Genomic DNA, 21,965 nt, shown 5'->3' with positions numbered 1-21,965 from the left:
CCTAATAATGGATCACGACCAGGGAAACCGAGCATGCTGGACAGCTGCCGCAGCCCGGGGGGTGAGGGCATACTAGGAGGGAATGCTGCGTTGCAACATACGTTGATTGACGTAGAGGCAGGCCGGTCCCGGGGCGCTACAACGGCAACTACGTCAAACGACGCACACCGGGACCGCCAGTTCGCCAACCCCTATCGCCGGAGCCTGATTTGTCCGCCCCGCAACGAATCATCAAGATCCGCCGCGACTACAACACCTGGGTCGCCAACGAAACGCTGGAGGATTACGCCCTTCGGTTCACCCCGGTGTCGTTTCGCAAGTGGAGCGAGTTCCGGGTGGCCAATACCGCCCTGGGCGCGGTGTCCTTCCTGGCGCTGGAGGCCATAGGCGGCGCGCTGGCCTTGAACTATGGCTTCGTCAATGCCTTCTGGGCCATCGTCGCCGTGGCCCTGGTGACCTTCCTGACCGGCCTGCCCATCGCCTACTACGCGGCGCGCCACGGGCTGGACATGGACCTGCTCACGCGCGGCGCGGGTTTCGGCTATATCGGCTCGACCATCACCTCGCTGATCTACGCCTCCTTTACCTTCATCTTCTTCGCGCTGGAGGCGGCCATCATGGCCCTGGCCATCGAGCTGGCCACCGGCCTGCCGCTGTCCATCGGCTATCTGCTGTGCGCGGTCGTCATCCTGCCGATGGTGGCCTATGGCATTACCTTCATCAACCGCCTGCAGTCCTGGACCCAGCCGGCCTGGCTGCTGCTGCTCTTGCTGCCCTATGGCTTCATCCTCGCCAAGGATCCGGGGGCCCTGGCCGGTTTTCTGCAGTTCGGCGGGGTCGATGGGCGCGGCGCCTCGTTCAGCCTGCTGATGTTCGGCGCGGCCGTGGCGGTGGCCGCTTCGCTGGTGACGCAGATCGGCGAGCAGGTCGATTTCCTGCGCTTTCTGCCCGAACCGACACGGGCCAACCGGCTGCGCTGGTGGGCGGCGCTGCTGTGCGCGGGACCGGGCTGGATCCTGCCCGGCGCGGCCAAGATCCTGGGCGGCGCCTTTCTGGCCTATCTGGCGCTGGGGCAGGGCGTGCCCGTGGACAAGGCCGCCGATCCCACCCATATGTATCTGGTGGCCTATGGCTATGTGGTCCAGCATCCCGGCCTGGCCCTGGCGCTGGCCACGGCCTTCGTGGTGGTGTCGCAGGTCAAGATCAATGTCACCAATGCCTATGCGGGTTCGCTGGCCTGGTCGAATTTCTTCGCCCGCGTCACGCACAGCCATCCCGGCCGCGTGGTGTGGCTGGTGTTCAATGTGCTGATCGCCATCGTGCTGATGGAGATGGGCGTCTTCGGCGCGCTGGAGCATGTGCTGGCGGTGTTCTCGCATGTGGCGCTGGCCTGGATAGGCGCCCTGGTGGGCGATCTGGTGATCAACAAGCCCCTGGGCCTGTCGCCGGCGCGCATCGAGTTCCGGCGCGCCTACCTGTATGACATCAATCCGGTGGGCGTGGGCAGCATGCTGATTGCCATGACGCTGGGCCTGCTGGCCTTCGCCGGCGTGTTTCCCGGCCAGGCCGGGGCGCTGGCGCAGGCGCTTTCGCCCTTCGTGGCGCTGGTGGCGGCCTTTGCCTGCGCGCCCCTGATCGCCTGGGCCACGCGCGGGCGCTACAACCTGGCGCGCCAGCCCGAGCCGCTGGCGCCAGGCGCGGCGGGCCACGTCTGCGTGATCTGCGCCAATCCCTTCGAGTCGCCCGACATGGCGCACTGCCCGGCCTACAACGGCGCGATCTGTTCGCTGTGCTGCACGCTGGACGCGCGTTGCCAGGACCGCTGCAAGCCCCATGCCAGGCTGCGCGACCAGGTCCTGGCCGCGCTCACGCGCCTGCTGCCCAAGCCGCTGGCGCCCGTGCTTCATACGCGGCTGGCGCACTATCTGGTGATACTCGCCGCCATCGGCCTGATGTTGGCCATCATCCTGGGCCTGATCTACTACCAGGAGGCCGTGGGCTATGAGCGCGCCGGGATGGCGCTGGACGGGCTGCGCGCGACGTTTTTCAAGCTCTATGCGGCGCTGCTGCTGATCGCCGGGGTGGCGGCCTGGTGGCTGGTGCTGACCCATGAGAGCCGGCGTGTCGCCCAGGAGGAGTCAGACCGCCAGACGCATTTGCTGCTGCGGGAAATCGCCGCCCACCAGCAGACCGATGCCCAGCTGCAAAGGGCCAAGGAAGTCGCCGAGAGCGCCAACCTAGCCAAGAGCCGCTTCATGAGCGGCATGAGCCACGAGCTGCGCGCGCCCCTGAACAGCATCCTGGGCTATGCCCAGATCCTGCAGCGCGATCCGGCCTTCCCGCCGGCGCGCCGCGAAGCCATCGACGTCATCCACCGCAGCGGCAAGCACCTGATCGGGTTGATCGATGGCCTGCTGGATATCGCCCGCATCGAAGCCGGCAAGCTGCGGCTGGAAACCAGCGAGCTGCGCCTGCCGGAGTTCCTGGAGCAGATTGTGCAGATGTTCCGCCCGCAGACCGCGCTCAAGGGGCTGGCCTTTAGCTACGAGCCCTCGCCGGAACTGCCCAGCATCGTGCATATCGACGAAAAACGCCTGCGGCAAATCCTCATCAACCTGATGAGCAATGCGGTCAAGTTCACACAGCAGGGCCATGTCATCCTGCGCGTGAAGGCGGCCGCCGACATGGTGCTGTTCGAGGCCGAGGACAGCGGCATGGGCATCCCGGCCGACGACCTGGAGCGCATTTTCCTGCCCTTTGAACGCAGCTGGGCGGCCGCCGAGCAGGCGGATACCGGGACCGGGCTGGGGCTGACCATCTGCCGCATGCTCACCGGCATCATGGGCGGCGAACTGACCGTGCGCAGCACGGTCGGGCAGGGCAGCGTGTTCACGCTCAAGCTCTTCCTGCCCGAGGTGCGCTCGCCGCGCGGCGACGCCCGCGCGGCCGGCCCGGCCGTGGGTTATCTGGGCGAGCGCCTGCGCATCCTGACGGTGGATGACCAGGCCTCGCAGCGGCGGCTGGTGCGCGACATGCTCGAGCCGCTGGGTTTCGAGGTGCACGAGGCCAATAGCGGCGCGGCTTGCCTGGCCTGTATCCACACCCTGCGGCCGGCCCTGGTGCTGATGGATGTGTCCATGCCGGGCATGGCGGGGTGGGAGGTGTGCCGGCTGCTGCGCGAGCAGGGCCTGGCCGCCCCCATCCTCATGCTGTCGGCCAATGTGCTGGGGCTGGACCAGAAGGAGCCCCAGCAAAGCGGCTATACCGATTTCATCGCCAAGCCGGTCATCATGGACGACCTGCTGGGCCGCATCGGCGCCCATCTGAAGCTGCAGTGGGTCGTGCCGCCGCCCGCGCCGGCCACGGCCTTGCCCGACCTGCATGGCATCGCGCTGGACCGCGAGGACGCCGAGACCCTGTTGGAGCTGGGCGCCATGGGCTATATCAAGGGCATCCTCGCCAAGCTGGACGAAATCCAGTCACGCCAGCCGCATACCCGCCCGTTCACGGCGCATCTGCGCGGCCTGGCGAGCGAGTTCCAGCTCAACGAATTCAAACAATTGCTCAAACATCATGTACAGCGCCACCATGCCCTCTCCTGATAACAACCTCGTCATGCTGGTCGATGACGCCCCGGACAACCTCAAAATGCTGTCCACGGCGCTGGACGAGGCCGGCTATCGCGTGCTCATCGCCACCGACGGCGCCTCGGCCATCGAGCGGGTCGATTACATCGTGCCCGATATCGTGCTGCTGGACGCCCTCATGCCCGGCCTGGATGGTTTCGAGACCTGCGCCCGGCTCAAGGCGCATCCGGCCGCCGGCCAGGTGCCGGTGGTTTTCATGACGGGCCTGACCGAGCCCGAGCATGTGGTGCGCGGCTTCCGGGCGGGGGGCGTGGACTATGTCACCAAGCCCCTGGATACCGAGGTGGTGGTCGCGCGCCTGCAGACGCATCTGCGCAATGCGCGCAAGCTGTCGACGGCCTTTGATCTCATCGACGCGGCCGCGCGCGCCGTGGTCGCGCTCGATGCCCGCGGCGCGCCGGTGTGGCGCACCGGCAAGGCGCGGCTGTGGCTGGCCGCCTACTTCGATTGCGCCGAGGACGCGCAGGAATTGCCCACGCCGCTGGCCGGCTGGATTGCCCGCAATCTTGCCTCGGGCGCGGCCGCCGCGCCCCTGGTCGTCGACAAAGCCCATGGCCGCCTGACGCTGAGTCTGTCGGCCGCGCGCGGCGAGACCCTGCTGCTTCTGGAGGAGTCGGCGCGCGGCGAGGCCGATGGCCTGGCCGGCGCCTATGGCTTGACGCCGCGCGAGGGCGATGTGCTGCAATGGCTGGCCAAGGGCAAGACGAATCGCGATATCGCCGACATCCTGGGCATGTCGCCGCGCACGGTGAACAAACACCTGGAACATATCTTCGTCAAACTCGGCGTGGAGACCCGGGCGGCGGCCGCGGCCCTGGCGGTGCGGCATCTGCATGCCTGAGCCGGCGCATAAAAAGAGGCCGCGCGGAGCGCGGCCTGGAAATCAAGAACCCGGCGAGGTTCTCGTGCTGCGAAACTAGAAACCGACCGCCTGTCCGTCGCGGCGGGAGTCGGAGGCGGCGACATAGCCGCCGCCAGGCAGGCGGTGAATCAACTGGGCCGAGCCGAATTCCAGGCTGTCGGCCGGCGCCACGGCGACGTTGTGGCCGCGCGCGCGCAGGGCCTGCACCACGTCGGCGGGCAGGTGCGATTCCACGTTGACGACCGGGCCGTTCTCGACGCGGAAACGCGGCGCATCGCTCATGGCCTGCGGATTCTGGCCGAAGGCCGCCAGGCGGGTCATCATCTGCAGATGCCCCTGGGCCTGCATCGAACCTCCCATGACGCCGAAGGACATCACCGGCTGACCGTCCTTGGTGACGAAGGCCGGGATGATGGTGTGCATGGGCTTTTTGCGCGGGCCGACCTGGTTGGCGTGGCCCGGCTTCAGGACGAAATTCAGGCCCCGGTTGTGCAGGCTGATGCCGGTGCCGGGCACGACCACGCCCGAGCCGAAGCCGTGGTAGTTGGACTGGATGAAGGACACCATGGTGCCGCCGGCATCGGCCGCGGTCAGATAAACGGTGCCGCCGGTCTTGGGGGCGCCGGCCATGGGGGTGGCGGCCTGGTCCATGCGGATGAGGCGGGCGCGCTCGGTCAGATAGGCCGGGTCGAGCAGGGCGGCGGCATCGACGCGCATGTGGGCCGGGTCGGCGACATGGTGGTGCAGGTCGGCGAAGGCCAGCTTCATGGCCTCGATGCTGACGTGGTAGTAGTCGGCGCTGTCGCGGCCCATGGATTCGAGGTCGAAGTGCTCCAGCAGGCCCAGGGCGATCAGGGCCGAGATGCCCTGGCCGTTGGGCGGGATTTCGTGCAGGCGATAGCCGCGAAAGCCCTGGGAAATCGGCTCGACCCACTCGGCCTGGTGCGCGGCCAGGTCGTCGGCGGTCAGCGCGCCGCCCGTCTGGCGCGCGAAGGCGGCGATTTTTTCGGCCAGCGCGCCGCGGTAGAAGCTCTCGCCGCCGGTCTCGGCGATCTCGCGCAAGGTCTTGGCCTGCTCGGGAAAGCGCCACCATTGGCCGGCCTCGGGGGCGCGGCCCTCGGGCAGGAAGGCTTCGGCAAAGCCCGGCTCATGGGCCAGCTTGGGGGCCTGAGTGGCCCATTGGCGGGCAATCGTGGGCGAGACGGCAAAACCGCGCTCGGCGTATTCGATGGCGGGTTCGAACAGCTGCGCGAAAGGCAGCTTGCCGAAGCGCTCGTGCAGGGCCTTCCAGCCCGCCACCTGGCCGGGCACGGTGACCGTGCCCCAGCCGGTGGGCGGCATGGCGTCGCGGCCGGCGAAATACTCCGGCGTCCAGGCCGCGGGCGAGCGGCCGCTGGAGTTCAGGCCGTACAGCCGGCCTTCGTGCCAGACCAGGGTGAACATATCGCCGCCGATGCCGTTCATCACGGGTTCGACGACGGTCAGGGCAATGGCCGTGGCGATGGCGCTATCGACGGCGTTGCCGCCGGCCAGCATCATGCGCAGCCCCGCCTGCGCGGCCAGCGGCTGGCTGGTCGCGACAGTATTGGCCGCCAGTACCGGCATTTTTCGGGAGGCGTAGGGGAAGGTCCAATCAAAAGGCATAGACATGATGCAGGGGCTGAAAAGTTATTGGGCGGTGACGCCGGCTTGTTCGATGAGTTTCTGCGTGCGCGGAATCTCGGCCTTCACAAAATCGGCGAAGGATTCGCGCGTGCCGCCCTGGGGTTCGGCGCCGGCCTCGGCCAGCTTGTCGCGCAGGCCGGGGTCGGCCAGGACTTTGTTGACGGCGCGATTGAGTTTGTCCAGCACGGCGGGCGGCGTGCCTTCGGGCGCGGCCAGACCGTACCAGGGCGCGATGTCGTAGCCGGAGAAACCCTGTTCGGCAATGGTGGGGATCTCGGGCGCCAGCGCCGAGCGCCGGGCGTTGGACAGGCCCAGCGCGACCAGGTTGCCGCTCTTGACCTGGGGCAGGCCGGTCATGATGGTGTCGAAGTACATCGAGACCTGGCCGCTCAACAGCGCCGGGATGGCTTCGCCCGCGCCCTTGTACGGGATGTGCAGGATGTCGATGCCCGCCACCGACTTGAGCATTTCGCCGGCCATGTGGGAGGTCGTGCCCGTGCCGAAGGAGGCGTAGGTCAGCTTGCCGGGATTGGCCCGGGCGTAGGCCACCATTTCGGGCAGGGTCTTGAAGGGCTGCGAGGGGTTGGTCAGCAGGATGTTCGGGGTGACGGCCACCATGGACACCAGCGCGAACTTGTCGGGATCATAGGCCAGGCGCTTTTGCAGGAAGCGGTTCGTCACCAGGGCGGCCGGGCCGCCCATCAGCAGGGTGTAGCCATCCGGTTCGGCCCGCGCCACGGCGGCGCTGCCGATGGCGGCCGCCGCGCCCGGACGCGCTTCGATCACGAAGGGTTGGCCCAGTTCGACCGCCAGCGCCGCACCCAGCTGGCGCGAGATCAGATCGGTGGCCGAGCCCGCCTGGAAGGGCACGACGATCTTGACCGGATGTTGCGGCCAATCCTTGTCCTGTGCCGAAGCCTGGCTGGCGAAGGCCAGGGTGCAAGCGGCCAGCATGGCGCTCAAGAAACGCGGTTTCATTGGGATCCCCTTGTATTCGATACGTTTGATGCGGACAGCGGCCGCTGGCGTGGCGGCCGGGATGCATTAGACCGGCTCGGCGCCGGCTGGGACACTAGGTATTGTATCTATGGATCATTGGATCCAATTTATGTTAGTCTTTGCCTCGGGTGCATCCTGGCGCGCCCGCTATATCATTGCGCCTTTCCTCTCACGCACAAGACGCCTTGCACAAGACCGCCCTGACGGCCGAAGAAGAGGCCTACCAGTTCATCCAGCAGCAGATCCGGCTGGGCCGCTTCGCGCCCGGCTCGCGGCTGGTGCCCGAAACCATCGCCGGCCAGATCGGCACCAGCCGCATGCCGGTGCGCGGCGCGTTGCGCCGCCTGGCCTCCGAGGGGCTGGTCGAGATCCGCGCCAATCGCGGCGCCGTCGTGCGCGGCCTGAACCGCCAGGAAATGCTGGAAGTGTTCGAAATGCGTTCGGTCCTGGAGGGGCTGGCCATGCGCAACGCGGTGTCCCAGATGGCGCCCGAGCATATCCGCCGCCTGGCGGGCATGCTGGACCTGATGGAGCAGGACTACCTGGACTGGACCACGGCCCACCGCGAATTCCACGAATACCTCTGCGGCTTTTGCAATCAGCCCCGCCTGCTGGGCCAGATCGCCGAACTGCATTCGGTGGTGGAGCCCTATATGCGTTTGTGGTCGGCCCAGCCCGGCCGCGGCCGGCGCGCCCGGGCCTCCCACCAGGAGCTGATCGAGGCGCTCAAGACCGGCGAGCCCGCGCAATGCGAGGCCGCCATGCGCCAGCATGTCCTTAACACCGTGCCGGTGTTGTTGGATTCGCTGACCTAAAGGATGGGCCGGTGCGGACACCGGAGGCGGTGTCGCGCCGCCTCGGGTGTCCGATGCGCGGGAGGATTACTTGGCGTAAACGATATCCCGCAGTCCCAGCGACAGGCCAGGCCAGTAGGTGATGATCATCAGGCAGATCAGCACCACGACGACAAAAGGCACCAGCGGCTTGATCAGTTGTTCGACCGACAGCTTGGCCACGGCGCAGGCGGCAAAGAGGTTGACGCCGAAGGGCGGGGTCACCATGCCCAGGGCCAGGTTGACGACCATGATGACGCCGAAGTGCACCGGCTCCACGCCGAACTTCACGGCGACCGGCAGCAGCAGCGGGGCCAGCACGACGATGGAAGCCGATGTCTCGACGAACATGCCGATGATGAACAGCGCCACGTTCACGCCCATCAGGAAGCCGAACTTGCTGTCAAAGAGCTGCGACAGCCAGCCGCCCAGGATGTCGGGGATGCCCGCGCGGTTGAGCAGGAAGCTGAACACGCCCGCGTTGGCGATCAGGAACATGATCACCGCCGTCGATATCACCGATTTGTGCAGGGTGAGGGAGATGTCGGAGACCTTCAGGCGGCGGTAGATGAACTTGCCCACCACGATGGCATAGAACACGGCGACCACCGAGGCTTCGGTGGGCGTGAAGACGCCGCCATAGATGCCGCCCAGGATGATGACCGGCATCAGCAGCGCCAGCCAGGCGCGCTTGAAGGCCGGCCACAGCGGGAGGCGGCCTTCGCCGTCGCGCGTGCCCAGGCCATTGCGCTTGGCATAAAGCCAGACATAGAACATCAGGGCCAGGCCGATCAGGATGCCGGGCATCACGCCGGCGATGAAGAGTTCGCCGGTCGAGGTGTCGGTCGAGACGGCGAACAGAATCATCGGGATGGATGGCGGAATGATCACCCCCAGCTCGGCGGCGCTGGCCTGCAGCGAGGCCGCGAAAGGCTTGGGGTAGCCGTGCCGCACCATGGCCGGGATCAGGATGGCGCCGACCGCGAAGGTCGTCGCCACGCTGGAGCCGGCCACCGCGGCGAAGATCATGCAGGTCAGCACGCAGGTGCAGGCCAGGCCGCCCTGGATGCCGCCGACGATGCTCTTGGCGAACTCGACCATCCGCTCCGAGATGCCGCCGGCCTCCATCAGGTTGCCGGCCAGGATGAAGAAGGGGATGGCGACCAGCGGGTATTTATCGAGGGCCGCGAAAATCTGCTGTGCGAAGACCAGCCAGGGCAGGCCGCCTACGGAGATGCCGGTCAGCGCCGCCAAGCCGATGGCCACCGCCACCGGGATCGACAGGCCGAAGAAAATCAGCATCGAAACTATCATCAACTGCGACATGGTTTACCGCCTGAACGATGCAATAAAAAGTGAAACGATCAGCCCTGCGCGTCGTTGCGCACGGGCACGTCGTCTTCCTCGTTGCGCGCCCAGCGCGCGATGATGGCCAGGGCCGCCAGCGTGGCGCCCACCGGTATGGCGAGATAGATCCAGGAAATCGAGATATCCAGGCTGGGCACCGTCTGGAAACGCACGCGCCAGGTCATCTGCCCGCCTATCCAGGCCAGGGCGACCATGAAGGCCGTGCATATCAGGGCGACCAGGTGTTCCAGCAGGCGCCGCCCGCCGCCCTTGAGAGCATTGCGCAGCAGCTCGACGCTGATCATGGCGCCGTGGCGGAAAGCCAGGGCCACGCCCAGCAGCACCGTCCAGATGAGCAGGGCGCGCGTGGCGACCTCGCTCCAGTCGGAGGGCGAGTGCAGAATGAAACGGGCAATGACTTGATAAAAGGCGCAGACCGCCGAGGCCACCAGCAGGAGCTGGGCCAGGACGGAGACCAGTTTGAACAGGCCGCGCTCGACAGCGCAAAGCATAGGCATGATGGAGTTCCGGGCAAAAGCAGACCAGCCGCCTGGGAGGGCGGCTGGTGGGGAGGCTGGCTTACTTGGTGTCGCGGATCGCGTCGATCAGCTTCTTGTCGAACTTCTTGTAGTACTCCGGATAGGCCGGCTCGACGGCGGCGGCAAAGGCGGCGCGGTCGACTTCGTTGACCTGCATGCCTTCTTTCTTGAGCTGCTCGACGCCGGTCTTCTCGATATTGTCCACGTAGGCGCGCATGGCGGCGGCGGCTTCCTTGCCGGCCTTGTCGAAATTGGCCTTGTCGGCGGCCGACAGGCCGTTATAGACATTGGCCGACATCAGCACCAGGGCCGGCCCATAGACGTGGCCGGTCAGCGACAGGTATTTCTGCATCTGCGACAGCTTGGCCGAGGTGATCACCGACAGCGGGTTCTCCTGGCCGTCGATGGTGCCTTGCTGCAGGGCGGTGGCCACTTCCGGCCAGGCCATGGGCGTGGGCAGGATGCCGATCTGGCGGAAAGCCGTGATGTGGATGGGGTTTTCCGTGGTGCGGATCTTCAGGCCCTTGGCATCGGCCGGCGTCTTGACCGGGCGGATATTATTGGTCAGGTGACGAAAGCCCTGTTCGCCCCAGGCCAGCGCGATGATGCCCCGGTTGGGGAACTTCGCCAGCATATCCTGGCCTATCTTGCTGTCGAGGACCGCGCGGGCGTGGGGCAGGTCGCGCAACAGGAAGGGGATGTCGAAGACGCCGGTCTCGGGGACGAAATTCAGGGTGGCGCCGGTCGAGACGATGGCCAGGTCCACGGTGCCGATCTGCAGGCCTTCGATGACCTCGCGCTCGCCGCCCAGCGCGCTGTTGGCGAACTGCTGGACCTTGTACTTGCCTTGCGAGGAGGCTTCGATGGACTTGGCCAGGGCTTCGGCGCCCGCGCCGTAGTGCGAGCTGGTCGACAGGGCGTAGGCCATTTTGAGGGTGTTTTGGGCTGTGGCGGGCAGGGCGACAGCAAAGGCGCAGGCGGAAAACAGGCCTGCGGCTAACCAGGACTTACGCATGGGGTCTTCTCCGAATATGGTTTTTTGTTCTTTCCTTGAATGGCCTTTTGGGCCATACCCCGCGCATGATAGCGGGATTCTCTGGGCAAACAGGCGCTTGGCCACCTTGGACTCATGATGGATTTCCCTGATAAAAAAACGGCGCCGGCCGGCTGGCGCGCCGCGCTCCAACTGGGGCTGGCGATGTTGCGGCGTGACGGGCGGGCGGGCGAGCTGCGTTTGCTGGCCCTGGCCCTGGTGGTGGCCGTGGCCGCCGTGACCAGCGTGGGCTTCCTGGCCGATCGGGTCTCGCGCGCGCTGGAGCGCGACGCCGCCCAGATGCTGGGCGCCGACCTGGTGCTGGAGGCCGACGAGCCCATCCCGCCCGAGGTGGAGCGCGAAGCTGCCCGGCACGGCCTGGCCGTGGCGCATACCCTGCAGTTTCCGTCCATGGCGATGGCCGGGGACAGCGCCCAGCTGGTGTCGGTCAAGGCCGTGGATCCGGGCTACCCCTTGCGCGGCGCCCTGCGCGTGGCGCCGGCGCCCTTTGAGCCGGATGCCCCGGCGCGCGGCATCCCGGCGCCGGGCACGGTCTGGGCCGACCCGCAATTGCTGGCCCTGCTGGGCCTGAAGGCGGGCGATGCGCTGCAACTGGGCGACGCCCGCTTCACCGTGGCGCGCGTGCTCACCTACGAGCCGGATCGCGGCATGCAGTTCGTCAATGTCGCGCCGCGCGTCATGCTGGGCCGCGCCGACCTGGCCGCGACCGGCCTGGTCACCACGGGCAGCCGCATCGGCTATGCGCTGCTGGCCGCGGGCGAGGCCCAGGCCGTGGCGCGGTTCCAGGGCTGGCTGGGCCAGCACCTGCAGCGCGGCCAGCGCATCGCCACGCTGGAGTCGGGCCGGCCCGAGATGCGGCGCACGCTGGACCGCGCCCAGCGCTTTCTGTCCCTGGTGGCCCTGCTGGCCGTGCTGATCTCGGCGGTGGCGGTGGCGCTGGCCGCCGGGCGCTTCATGACCCGGCATCGCGACGGCGTGGCCGTCATGCGTTGCCTGGGCGCCAGCCAGGCCCTGGTGGCGCGCATGCTGTGGGTGGAATTCGCCGCCCTGGGGCTGCTGGCGGCCGGCGCCGGTTGCGCGGTGGGTTATGGCGTGCACCAGCTGCTGGTCAGCGCCCTGGCCGGTCTTATCGACACGCAGTTGCCGGCGGCGACCCTGCTGCCGGCCCTGCAAGGCCTGCTGACCGGCCTGCTGATGCTGCTGGGTTTTGCCCTGCCTTCGCTGGCGCGCCTGCGCCATGTGCCGCCGGCCCGCGTGCTGCGGCGCGAAGACGGGCGCCTGCCGGCTCGCAGCGCCCTGGGCTATGCCGTGGGCGCGGGCGGGCTGGCGCTGCTGATCTGGTGGTTCGCCGGCGACCTGCGCCTGGGCGCGGTGGTGGCCGGGGGCTTTCTGGCCGCGTTCGCCGTCTTTGGCGCCGTGGCGGCCTTGTGCGTGCAGGGGCTGGCGCGCTTGCGGCCGCGCCTGGCCGGCATGCCCACCCTGCGTTTCGCGCTGGCCGGCGTGGTCCGCCGGCGCATGGCGACCATTACCCAGGTCTGCGCCCTGGCCATCGGGCTGATGGCCCTGCTGCTGCTGGCGATGACGCGCGCCGACCTGGTCGACGGCTGGCGCCGCACGGTGCCGGCCGATGCGCCGAACCGCTTCCTGATCAATATCCAGCCCGATCAGCGCGAAGCCGTGCTCGCGCGGCTGCGGGCCGAGGGCCTGACCCAGATCCGTCTCTGGCCCATGGTCCGCGGCCGTTTGATCGCCGTCAACGACAAGGCGGTCGGGCCGGACGATTATGACGAGCCGCGAGCCAAACGCCTGGTCGACCGCGAGTTCAACCTCTCCTATGCCGAGACGGCGCCCGAGGGCAACCGAACGGAAAGCGGGCGCTGGCTGGACCCGGCCGGCCTGGAAGTCTCGCTGGAGGCCGGCCTGGCGAAATCGCTCAAGCTGGCGGCCGGCGACAGGCTGGATTTCGATGTCGCGGGGCAGGCCGTGCGCGTGACCGTCGCCGGCACGCGCCGCGTCGATTGGGATACGATGCGCGTGAACTTCTTTGCCATTCTTTCGCCGCCGGCGCTGGCGGACATGCCGCAAAGCTGGATCACGTCGTTTTACCTGCCGCCCGAGAAAGTCATCCTGCTGCGCGATCTCGTGCGCGACTATCCCAATCTGACGGTCTTCGACGTGGGCGCCATCCTCGGCCAGCTGCAAACGGTGCTGAACGAGGTGGTCAAGGCGGTGCAATTGCTCTTTATGTTTACGCTGGGCGCGGGCGTCCTGGTGCTGGCCACGGCGCTGTCGGCCACGCGCGACGAACGCATACGCGAAGCCGCGGTGCTGCGCGCGCTGGGCGCGACCCGGGCGCAGCTGGCGCGCGCCCAGCGCCTGGAACTATTGGCCGTGGGCGCGCTGGCCGGCTTGCTGGCCGCCGCCGGCGCCACGGCGGTGGCCTGGGTGCTGTCCACCCAGGTATTTGATTTCGCCATATCCTTGAGCCTCTGGCCTTGGGGGGCGGGGGCGGCAGCCGGCATGGCCGGCGCCTGGGCGGGCGGCGCGCTGGCTTTGCGCGGCGTCCTGCGCACGCCGCCCTTGGTGACTTTGCGAGACGCATGATGACGACCACACGTGTGGAGGCGGTGTTCGAGCCGCTCGATACGAGCAAGACCATATTCGAACTGCTGGGCGGCGAGCCCGGCGTGCGCGGCCTGGTCGACCGCTTCTACGACCTGATGGACCTGGAACCGGATTTCAAGGCCTTGCGCGACGCGCATGGCCCCAGCCTGCAGCAGGCCCGCGACAAGCTGTTCTGGTTTCTTTGCGGCTATTTCGGCGGTCCCGACCATTACATCCAGCGTTTCGGGCATCCGCGCCTGCGCGCCCGCCACCTGCCGTTTTCCATCGGCCAGGCCGAGCGCGACCAGTGGGTAGCCTGCATGGGCCGCGCCATGCAGGACCAGGGCATAGAACCGGCCCTGGTCGAGCGCCTGCTGCATTCTTTTTTCGGCGTGGCCGACTGGATGCGCAACCGTGCCGATTGATCCGCGGGCCTATCCCAGGCTGGCCTTCCGGGGCGGCGCCATGCTGTTCGAGGCGCGGCGGCTCTCGCCGCCGGATCCGGCCGTGCTCGACCCGGCCAGCTATGGCGCCGGCGCCCAACCCGTGCAGGCAGGCGGCCGCCAGGCGGCCTGGTTCGTCCAGGGGCCGGGCTGGGAAGGGGTGTTGCGCGGCTACCGGCGCGGCGGCCTGATCGCCCGCTTCTCGCGCCAGGCCTATGTCTGGACGGGCGAGGCGCAGACGCGCTGTTTCCGCGAGTTCCGGCTGCTGGCCCGCATGAAGGCCGCCGGCCTGCCCGTGCCGGCCCCGCTGGCCGCCGCGTACTGGCGCGCGGGCCTGACCTACCAGGCCGCCATCCTGGTCGAGCGCCTGCCCGGCGTGCGGCCGCTGGCCGCCGACCTCGCGCCCGAGGCCTGCCAGGCCGCGGGCCGGGCGATCGCCGCCATGCACGCCGCCGGTGTCTGGCATGCCGACCTCAATGCCTACAATATCCTGCTCGACCCCGAGGGCCGCGCCTGGCTCATCGACTTCGATCGGGGCCGCGACGGCGGCGTGTCGGCCGGCCAGCGGCAGGCCAATCTGCGGCGTCTGCAGCGCTCGCTCGTCAAGGTCGCCGGCGCCTCCGGGCAACAGGCCTGGCAGTCGATTGTGCAAGCCTACCGGGCCGCTGGCGGCTGATGCGGCCGGCCCGAGGTGTGGCGCTGCGCCAACTTCGCGCAAATTCGCCGATCTGACGGCCAGCCGCTTACCAACCCCCCATTAAAAGGCTTTATTATTTTGCCTTTTGGCAATTCTCGAAATCGGCAAGGGGCTCGCGATGAAAACCTCGGCGGGAATGCGTGTGGTGGGTCTGGCGCTGGCGGCAGCGGCAGCGGCGCCCGCGCTGGCGCAGAACAAGGTCGTCAATGTCTACAACTGGGCGGAATACACGGCGCCCGATACGATTCCGGGTTTCGAACGCGAAACCGGCATCAAGGTGCGCTATGACGTCTACGACAACAACGACACCTTGCAGGCCAAGCTGCTGACAGGAAAGTCGGGCTACGACATCGTCGTGCCGTCGACGCATTATGCTTCGCGCCAGATCGAGGGCGGGCTGTTCCAGAAACTGGACAAATCCAAGATCCCCAACCTCAAGTATCTCGACCCCGACGTCATGGCGCTGGTGGCCCAGGTGGACCCGGGCAACCAGTACGCGGTGCCCTGGGGCTATGGCACCAACGGCCTGGGCTACAACGTCACCAAGGTCAAGCAGATCCTGGGCGAGGGCGCGGATCTGGCCAACTGGGACATGCTGTTCAAGCCCGAGAACGCCGCCAAGCTGAAAGAATGCGGCATCTCCATGCTGGACGAGGCCGCCCAGGTCTTTCCGGCCGTGCTCAAGTATCTGGGCAAGGATCCCAACAGCGACAAGGCCGACGACTACAAGGCCGCGCTCGAGGTCCTCAAGAAAATCCGCCCCTATATCCGCCAGTTCAGCTCCTCGGGCTATATCGATGAGCTGGCCGTGGGCGATCTGTGCATGGTCTACGGCTTCTCGGGCGACGTCATGATCGCGCGCCACCGTGCCCAGGAGGCCAAGAAGCCCTATGAAATCAATTACTTCATTCCCAAGGGCGGCGCGCCGGCCTGGTTCGACCTGATGGTGATCCCCAAGGACGCGCCGCATCCCGACGAGGCGCACGCCTTCATCAACTACATCGAGACGCCGCAGGTGCATGCGGCCATCACCAACACCATGTTCTACCCGAACGCCAACAAAGAGGCGCGCAAACACGTGGTCAAGGAAGTGGCCGACAACCCCATGATCTATCCCTCGGCCGAGGTGTCCAAGTCGCTCTATGTGATCAAGGCCCAACCCCTGCCCATCCAGCGCCTGCAGACGCGCATGTGGGCCGAACTGAAGTCGGGACGATAAGCCATCATGAGTGAAAGCCGTTACACGGCGCCGCATTCCGGCGATCCGGACGAGTTCGTCAAGATCGTCGATGTGGTCAAGATCTTCGGCGACACTGTCGCGGTGCGCTCGGTCAACCTGGCCGTGCGCCGCAACGAGATCTTCGCGCTGCTGGGCAGCTCAGGGAGCGGCAAGTCCACGCTGCTGCGCATGCTGGCCGGCTTCGAGGAGGCAACCTCGGGCCAGATCCTGCTCGATGGCGAGGACATCACCAGCGTGCCGCCTTACCGGCGTCCCGTGAACATGATGTTCCAGTCGTATGCGCTCTTTCCGCACATGACGGTCGAGGCCAATGTGGCTTTCGGCCTCAAACAGGAAGGCGTGGACCGCGCCGAGATCCACGACCGCGTCTTCGAGGCCCTGGACCTGGTCCAGATGGCCGGCTATGCGCGCCGCAAGCCGCACCAGCTCTCGGGCGGCCAGCAGCAGCGCGTCGCCCTGGCGCGCAGCCTGGTCAAGCGTCCCAAGCTGCTCTTGCTCGATGAGCCCATGTCGGCCCTGGACAAGCAGATCCGCCAGAAGACCCAGATCGAGCTGGTCAAGATCCTCGAGCAGGTCGGCGTGACCTGCATCATGGTGACCCACGACCAGGAAGAGGCCATGACCATGGCGCACCGCCTGGCCGTCATGACCGACGGGCAGATCATCCAGTGCGGCACGCCCCAGGAGGTTTACAACTTCCCGAACTCCCAGTTCGTGGCGGGCTTCATCGGGTCGACCAATCTCTTTACCGGCACCATCGTGGTCGACGAACCCGACCATGTGGCCATCGAAAGCGAGGAGCTCACGCGGCCGCTGTTCGTCAACCACGGCGTGAGCGAACCCCTGGGCATGGAGGTGCATGTCTCCATCCGGCCCGAGCGCCTGGTGGTTTCGCGCGAGCAACCCGCGGGCGAGTACAACTGGGCCCATGGCATGGTGAGCCACATGGCCTGGATGGGCAGTTATGGCCTCTACCAGATCCGCCTGGACTCGGGCAAGATCGTCGAGGCCAGCGTGCCCAGCCTGCAGCTGTCCGACATGGACGCGCCGGGCATAGACGAAGAGATCTTCGTCAGCTGGGACGCCGACAGCGCCACGGTGCTGGCATCATGATCCGGCTGCGTCTGCCTTCGGGACGCAGCCTGGCCGTCGTGCCGCCCTTTGTCTGGCTGGTGGTCTTCCTGCTGATTCCCTTCCTGCTGGTCCTGAAGATCAGCTTCGCCGAGCTGCAGTTCGGCATCCCGCCCTACACGCCTTTCGCCGAGTTCAAGGACGAGGCGGTGCAGTTCAGCCTGCACCTGCGCGGCTACATCCTGCTCTTTACCGACAGCCTGTATTTCGCCACCTACCTGAACTCGGTCAAGATGGCGGCCATCACGACGCTGTGCTGCATCCTGATCGGCTACCCCATGGCCTATTACATCGCGCGCACCTCGCCGCGCTACCGCAACCTGCTGCTGCTGGGCGTCATCCTGCCGTTCTGGACCTCGCTGCTGCTGCGCGTCTACGCCTGGGTGGGCATTCTGCGCAACGACGGCCTGCTCAACAAGGTGCTGATGGGCCTGGGCCTGACGTCCGCGCCGCTGGAGATCTACCGCACCGACCTGGCGGTCTATATCGGCATGGTCTACGCCTATCTGCCTTTCTTCATCCTGCCGCTCTACGCCAACCTCGTGAAGATGGACCTGCGCCTGCTGGAGGCGGCCTACGACCTGGGCGCGCGGCCCTGGCAGGCTTTCTGGCGCGTCACCGTGCCGCTGTCGCGGCCCGGCGTGATCGCCGGGGCCATGCTGGTCTTCATCCCCGCGGTGGGCGAGTACGTCATTCCCGAGATGCTGGGCGGCGCCGATACGCTCATGATGGGCCGCGTCATGTGGAACGAGTTCTTCAACAATACCGACTGGCCCATGGCCTCGGCCGTGACATGCGTGATGGTGCTGCTGCTGCTCGTGCCGCTGGCGATCTTCCAGTACAACCAGGTCAGGCAGCAGGAAGCCGCCAACGGAGGCCGCGCATGAAGGGCCCGAACAAGACCTTGCGCTATGCGGCGCTGGGCGTGGGGTATTTTTTCCTCTACGTGCCCATCCTGAGCCTGATGGTGTTCTCGTTCAACGACTCGCCCGTCGTGACCTCCTGGACCGGTTTTTCCTTGCGGTGGTATGGCTCGCTCTTTAATGATGATGCGCTGCTGCGCGCGGCCTGGCTGTCCTTCAAGATCGCCGCGCTCACGGCCACGGCGGCCACCATCATCGGCACCTGGGCCGGCTATGTGCTGGCGCGCATGGGGCGTTTCAAGGGTTTCGGCCTGTATGTGGGCATGCTCAGCGCCCCGCTGGTCATTCCCGAGGTGGTGCTGGGGATTTCGCTCTTGCTGATGTTTGTCGAGATGCGCGGACACCTGGGCTGGCCGGCGCAAAATGGCATCTTCACCATTTGGGTGGGGCATGTGACGCTTTGCATGGCCTTCGTCGCCGTGGTCATCCAGTCCCGCATCCGCGACATGGACCGCTCGCTCGAAGAGGCCGCGCTCGATCTCGGCGCCACGCCCATCAAGGTATTCTTCGCGATCACGCTGCCGCTCATCGCGCCCGCGCTGGCCTCGGCATGGCTGTTGTCCTTCACCCTGTCGCTGGACGATGTGGTGCTGGCTTCCTTCCTGTCCGGACCGGGGTATTCCACGCTGCCGATGGAGGTGTTCTCGCGCGTGCGTCTGGGGCTCAAGCCAGAGGTCAATGCGCTGGCCACGCTCTTCATCCTGGCCGTGGGCACCTGCGTGATCATCGCCAACCGCATGCAAGCCCGCCGGGAGACCCAGACATGACCACACTTTATGGCCTGAACAAATGCAGCACCTGCGTCAAGGCGCGCGAGTGGCTCGACGCGCATGGCGTCAAGCATGCCTTCATCGATTACCGCGACCACCCCGTGCCCGCGGCCACGCTCAAGGACTGGGCCCAGAAGGTCGGCGGCTGGGAAAAACTCGTCAACCGCACCTCGATGACCTGGCGGGCGCTGTCCGATGAGCAAAAAGCGGCCTCCACGCCGGCCCAATGGACGCGCCTGATCGCCGAGTACCCGGCGCTGGTGCGCCGCCCCGTGACGGTGACCGACGACGGCGAGGTCAGCGTGGGCTTTTCCGAAAAGCGCTACACCGAGCGCTTCGCCTGAGATGGCGGGCGGCGCCGGCGCCATGGCGCCCCTGCCCGACTTTTTTTTCGACCGGGACGCCGCAGCGCTGGCCCGCGACCTGCTGGGCAAGGTCATACGCCGGCGCCTGGGTTCGCTGTGGCTGTCGGCCCGCATCATCGAGACCGAGGCCTATTACCGAATCGAAAAGGGCAGCCATGCCTCGCTGGGCTATACGCATAAGCGGCGCGCGCTCTTCATGGACGGCGGCACCATCTACATGTATTACGCGCGCGGGGGCGATTCGCTGAACTTCAGCGCGCACGGCCCCGGCAACGCCGTGCTCATCAAATCGGCCTATCCCTGGCTGGATGCGGTCTCCGGCGAGGCGTCGCTGGCCGCGATGCAGGCCCTCAATCCCGATGCCCGCGGCCAGGCGCGCCCGCGCGAAAAACTCTGCGCCGGCCAGACGCTCCTGTGCCGGGCGCTGGACCTGAAGGTGCCGCAATGGGATGCGCGCGGCTTCGATCCGGATCAGTTCTTCGTGCAGGACGCGGGCCAGCCCGTGCCCAGGATATTGCGCACGACCCGGCTGGGCATCCCGGCCGGGCGCGACGAGCACCTGCCTTATCGCTTTGTGGATCCGGCCTATGCGGCCTTCTGCACCCGCAATCCCCTGCGGCGCGGCCAGCAGGCCGGACGGGACTATGACTGGATAGACCGGCGGGGCAGGGTGGTGCCGGGCTGATCAGCCGGCTTGCGGGGCGGGCAGCTTGGCCCGCATTTCGGCATATTTCTTCATGATGCGCCGGCGGTTCAGGCGCCGGCTCCAGCCCGGCAAGGGGATGAGCGGCAGGACGCCGAAGCCATCCACCAGATACAGCCCATGTTTGCCGTCGGCGTTGTAACCCACGGCGATATTGCCCGGCGACAGATCGTGCATCACGACGTGCGCGTCGGCCAGGTCCTCGATCAGCTGATCCAACTGATCGGCCAGTTCGCGGGTGTAGCGCCCCTGGCTGGCCAAGTCGCGCAGCGAGGGCGCCATGCCGCCGTCGGCATCGCGTATTTTCTCGACCAGCAGGCCCAGGCCCAGGCTGGTCTGCGCCACGCCCAGCACGCGGGCCAGGGGCAGGCGCCAGACGCCCGAAGGCCGGGTCGCGCTGCTGACATACTCGCTGAATTCGTTCAGATAGACCCGGTAGGCGCCTTCGCGCTGGAACTGCTTGTACCAGCGCTTGAATGGCCGCTCGGCCAGGTAGACGCCGCGCGCCTGCATATCCATGACCTTGATGAGCAGACAGGCGTCATGGGGATGTTCGAAGACGTAACGGTCGCCTCCTTGGGCCAGCGGGGCGGCATGGCTCAGGTCGATGGGGCCGAAAACGTCATGAAAATGCGATACCCCGGCCTGGGGCACAGGGAGGGATGGTGAGGTCAGAAGCATATAGCCTGATGCGCGGCTAATTAGGGACATTTCTTTCGAATCTTATCCTTATGCACCTGAAAGAAAGCTGACAAATCCCTGAAAGACTTTCAACTGGTTGCAAAATTGACCAAAAATATTCGAATAGTGTGGGTAGATCACGACGCTGAAACCTGACCCTGATTTTCTATAATCGCGTTTTCGGGAGAGAAGCAAGTGGCGCTACAGGAGATCTTGCTCTGGATGGCCGCCGGCGGCGCGGTCGCGGCGGCGCTGCTGGGTCTGTGGGCTGGCTTGCGGCCGTCGGCCAGCCGCGCGCAATTGCGGGGTCTGCACGAGGCGCTCGAAAGAGTCGAGCGCGGTCTGCGCGCCGACCTGGCCGACAGCCAGCGCGAAGGCCGGCGCGAGGCCGCCGAGTCGCTGGCGCGTTTCGGCAGCCAGTTCGGCGAACGCTTGCAAGGCCTGGTCGAAATCAATGACCGCCGCATGCAGGAGATCCGCCAGACCGTGGACCAGCGCCTGCAGACGCTGCAGGCCGACAATGGCGCGCGCCTGGAAGAAATGCGGCGCACGGTGGACGAAAAACTGCACGCCACGCTGGAGCAGCGTCTGGGCGAATCCTTCCGCCTGGTGTCCGAGCGCCTGGAGGCCGTGCACAAGGGCCTGGGGGAAATGCAGACGCTGGCCGCCGGGGTGGGCGACCTCAAGCGCGTGCTGACCAACGTCAAGTCGCGCGGCACCTGGGGCGAGGTGCAGCTGGCGCGCCTGATCGAAGACAGCATGACGGCCGATCAGTACGCGCGCAACGTCAAGCCGGTGCCGGGCAGCGACGATATCGTCGAATTCGCCATCCGGCTGCCGGGGCGCGACGCCGATCCGGTGTGGCTGCCCATCGACGCCAAATTCCCCAAGGAAGAATACGAGCGGCTGCAGGCGGCGCAGGATGCCGCCGACCACGAGGCCGCCCGCGCGGCGGGCGCGGCCCTGGCCCGTGCCGTCGAGGCGCAGGGCCGGCTGGTGGCTGGCAAGTATGTCGCGCCGCCGCACACGACGGACTTCGCCATCATGTTCCTGCCCACCGAGGGTCTGTACGCCGAGGTGCTGCGCCAGCCGGGCCTGGTGGACAAGCTGCAGGCCATGCGCGTGAACGTGGCCGGCCCGACCAATCTGGCCGCGCTGCTCAACAGCCTGCAGATGGGGTTCCGCACGCTGGCCATCGAGCGGCGTTCCTCCGAGGTCTGGCAGGTGCTGCGCGCCGTCAAGACCGAGTTCGGCAAGTTCGGCGAGTCGCTGGCCAGCGTCAAGAAATCGCTCGAAACGGCCAGCAACAAGATCGGCCACACCGAGACCCGCACGCGGGTCATGTTGCGCAATCTCAACGCCGTCGAGGCCCTGCCCGGCGAGCAGGCCGATCGTCTGCTCGCCGATGAACCCGATACACTAGATCCAGCCCCGGAGCGCTAGCATCAGGCCCGTGGCGGTT

Annotated in this window: 19 protein-coding genes; 13 read left to right on the top strand and 6 right to left on the bottom strand. The window is 66.9% G+C overall.

Annotation, left to right across the window (positions count from 1 at the left end; translation table 11 throughout):
• The first annotated feature begins 209 nt into the window (after positions 1-209).
• Together L540_RS02425 and L540_RS02420 are read left to right on the top strand one after the other, a co-directional pair.
• Positions 210-3,602, top strand: a complete 3,393-nt coding sequence (locus tag L540_RS02425; protein ID WP_043212954.1) for an ATP-binding protein — start codon at positions 210-212, stop codon at positions 3,600-3,602.
• The gene (locus tag L540_RS02420) at positions 3,589-4,488 is read left to right on the top strand and encodes a response regulator transcription factor (RefSeq protein ID WP_043213098.1); all 900 of its coding nucleotides are present in this window, start codon (positions 3,589-3,591) and stop codon (positions 4,486-4,488) included. Before L540_RS02425 ends, L540_RS02420 begins: the two co-directional genes overlap by 14 nt.
• 75 nt (positions 4,489-4,563) lie before the next feature.
• On the opposite strand, the gene ggt is transcribed toward L540_RS02420, so the two are convergent.
• Together ggt and L540_RS02410 are read right to left on the bottom strand one after the other, a co-directional pair.
• Positions 4,564-6,159 (bottom strand): gamma-glutamyltransferase, encoded by a 1,596-nt coding sequence (gene ggt, locus L540_RS02415; protein ID WP_043212956.1) that lies wholly within the window; start codon positions 6,157-6,159, stop codon positions 4,564-4,566.
• A gap of 18 nt (positions 6,160-6,177) precedes the next feature.
• The gene (locus tag L540_RS02410) at positions 6,178-7,152 is read right to left on the bottom strand and encodes a Bug family tripartite tricarboxylate transporter substrate binding protein (protein WP_043212959.1); all 975 of its coding nucleotides are present in this window, start codon (positions 7,150-7,152) and stop codon (positions 6,178-6,180) included.
• Positions 7,153-7,358: 206 nt separating this feature from the next.
• On the opposite strand from L540_RS02410, the gene L540_RS02405 reads away from it, so the two are divergent.
• Positions 7,359-7,988 carry a GntR family transcriptional regulator gene (locus L540_RS02405; RefSeq protein ID WP_043212960.1) on the top strand — a complete coding sequence of 210 codons (630 nt, stop codon included), beginning with the start codon at positions 7,359-7,361 and terminating at the stop codon, positions 7,986-7,988.
• Between the two features lie 66 nt (positions 7,989-8,054).
• Here the strand turns inward: L540_RS02405 and L540_RS02400 are convergent, their stop codons facing one another.
• The 3 genes from L540_RS02400 to L540_RS02390 all read right to left on the bottom strand — a co-directional run bounded on the left by L540_RS02400 (position 8,055) and on the right by L540_RS02390 (position 10,907).
• Positions 8,055-9,332, bottom strand: coding sequence for a TRAP transporter large permease (locus L540_RS02400; RefSeq protein WP_043212962.1), 1,278 nt, complete (start codon positions 9,330-9,332; stop codon positions 8,055-8,057).
• A gap of 38 nt (positions 9,333-9,370) precedes the next feature.
• Complete coding sequence (locus L540_RS02395; protein ID WP_043212964.1) at positions 9,371-9,871, bottom strand: TRAP transporter small permease; 501 nt, start codon at positions 9,869-9,871, stop codon at positions 9,371-9,373.
• Positions 9,872-9,932: 61 nt separating this feature from the next.
• Entirely contained in the window at positions 9,933-10,907 is a 975-nt protein-coding gene (locus L540_RS02390; protein ID WP_043212966.1) for a TRAP transporter substrate-binding protein, read from the bottom strand.
• A 114-nt stretch (positions 10,908-11,021) separates the two neighbouring features.
• Between L540_RS02390 and L540_RS02385 the strand changes: the two genes are divergently transcribed.
• From L540_RS02385 to L540_RS02345, 9 genes are all read left to right on the top strand, one after another.
• Entirely contained in the window at positions 11,022-13,550 is a 2,529-nt protein-coding gene (locus L540_RS02385; RefSeq protein ID WP_109842450.1) for an ABC transporter permease, read from the top strand.
• Complete coding sequence (locus L540_RS02380) at positions 13,550-13,975, top strand: group II truncated hemoglobin (protein WP_043213104.1); 426 nt, start codon at positions 13,550-13,552, stop codon at positions 13,973-13,975. Before L540_RS02385 ends, L540_RS02380 begins: the two co-directional genes overlap by 1 nt.
• Positions 13,965-14,669 carry a 3-deoxy-D-manno-octulosonic acid kinase gene (locus L540_RS02375; protein WP_043212968.1) on the top strand — a complete coding sequence of 235 codons (705 nt, stop codon included), beginning with the start codon at positions 13,965-13,967 and terminating at the stop codon, positions 14,667-14,669. Before L540_RS02380 ends, L540_RS02375 begins: the two co-directional genes overlap by 11 nt.
• 139 nt (positions 14,670-14,808) lie before the next feature.
• The gene (locus L540_RS02370) at positions 14,809-15,909 is read left to right on the top strand and encodes a polyamine ABC transporter substrate-binding protein (RefSeq protein WP_043212970.1); all 1,101 of its coding nucleotides are present in this window, start codon (positions 14,809-14,811) and stop codon (positions 15,907-15,909) included.
• Positions 15,910-15,915: 6 nt separating this feature from the next.
• Positions 15,916-17,043, top strand: coding sequence for an ABC transporter ATP-binding protein (locus tag L540_RS02365; protein ID WP_043212972.1), 1,128 nt, complete (start codon positions 15,916-15,918; stop codon positions 17,041-17,043).
• Positions 17,040-17,948 (top strand): ABC transporter permease subunit, encoded by a 909-nt coding sequence (locus L540_RS02360; protein WP_043212974.1) that lies wholly within the window; start codon positions 17,040-17,042, stop codon positions 17,946-17,948. The genes L540_RS02365 and L540_RS02360 overlap by 4 nt, the downstream gene beginning before the upstream one ends.
• Positions 17,945-18,751 (top strand): ABC transporter permease subunit, encoded by an 807-nt coding sequence (locus L540_RS02355; RefSeq protein ID WP_043212975.1) that lies wholly within the window; start codon positions 17,945-17,947, stop codon positions 18,749-18,751. Before L540_RS02360 ends, L540_RS02355 begins: the two co-directional genes overlap by 4 nt.
• On the top strand, positions 18,748-19,098 hold the full coding sequence (locus L540_RS02350; protein WP_043212978.1) for an arsenate reductase: 351 nt from the start codon (positions 18,748-18,750) through the stop codon (positions 19,096-19,098). Before L540_RS02355 ends, L540_RS02350 begins: the two co-directional genes overlap by 4 nt.
• A 1-nt stretch (position 19,099) precedes the next feature.
• Positions 19,100-19,804 carry a DNA-3-methyladenine glycosylase gene (locus L540_RS02345; RefSeq protein WP_043212980.1) on the top strand — a complete coding sequence of 235 codons (705 nt, stop codon included), beginning with the start codon at positions 19,100-19,102 and terminating at the stop codon, positions 19,802-19,804.
• Here L540_RS02345 and L540_RS02340 read toward each other — a convergent pair whose 3' ends face one another.
• Entirely contained in the window at positions 19,805-20,503 is a 699-nt protein-coding gene (locus tag L540_RS02340; RefSeq protein WP_043212981.1) for a PhoP regulatory network YrbL family protein, read from the bottom strand.
• Between the two features lie 222 nt (positions 20,504-20,725).
• On the opposite strand from L540_RS02340, the gene L540_RS02335 reads away from it, so the two are divergent.
• Positions 20,726-21,946 (top strand): DNA recombination protein RmuC, encoded by a 1,221-nt coding sequence (locus tag L540_RS02335; protein ID WP_082149525.1) that lies wholly within the window; start codon positions 20,726-20,728, stop codon positions 21,944-21,946.
• Positions 21,947-21,965: the final 19 nt, after the last annotated feature.

The organism is Bordetella pseudohinzii (assembly GCF_000657795.2).
Classification (GTDB): Bacteria; Pseudomonadota; Gammaproteobacteria; order Burkholderiales; family Burkholderiaceae_B; genus Bordetella; species Bordetella pseudohinzii.
The sequence above is the reverse complement of the archived record's forward strand: the minus strand, read 5'-3'. Positions and strand labels throughout refer to the sequence as shown.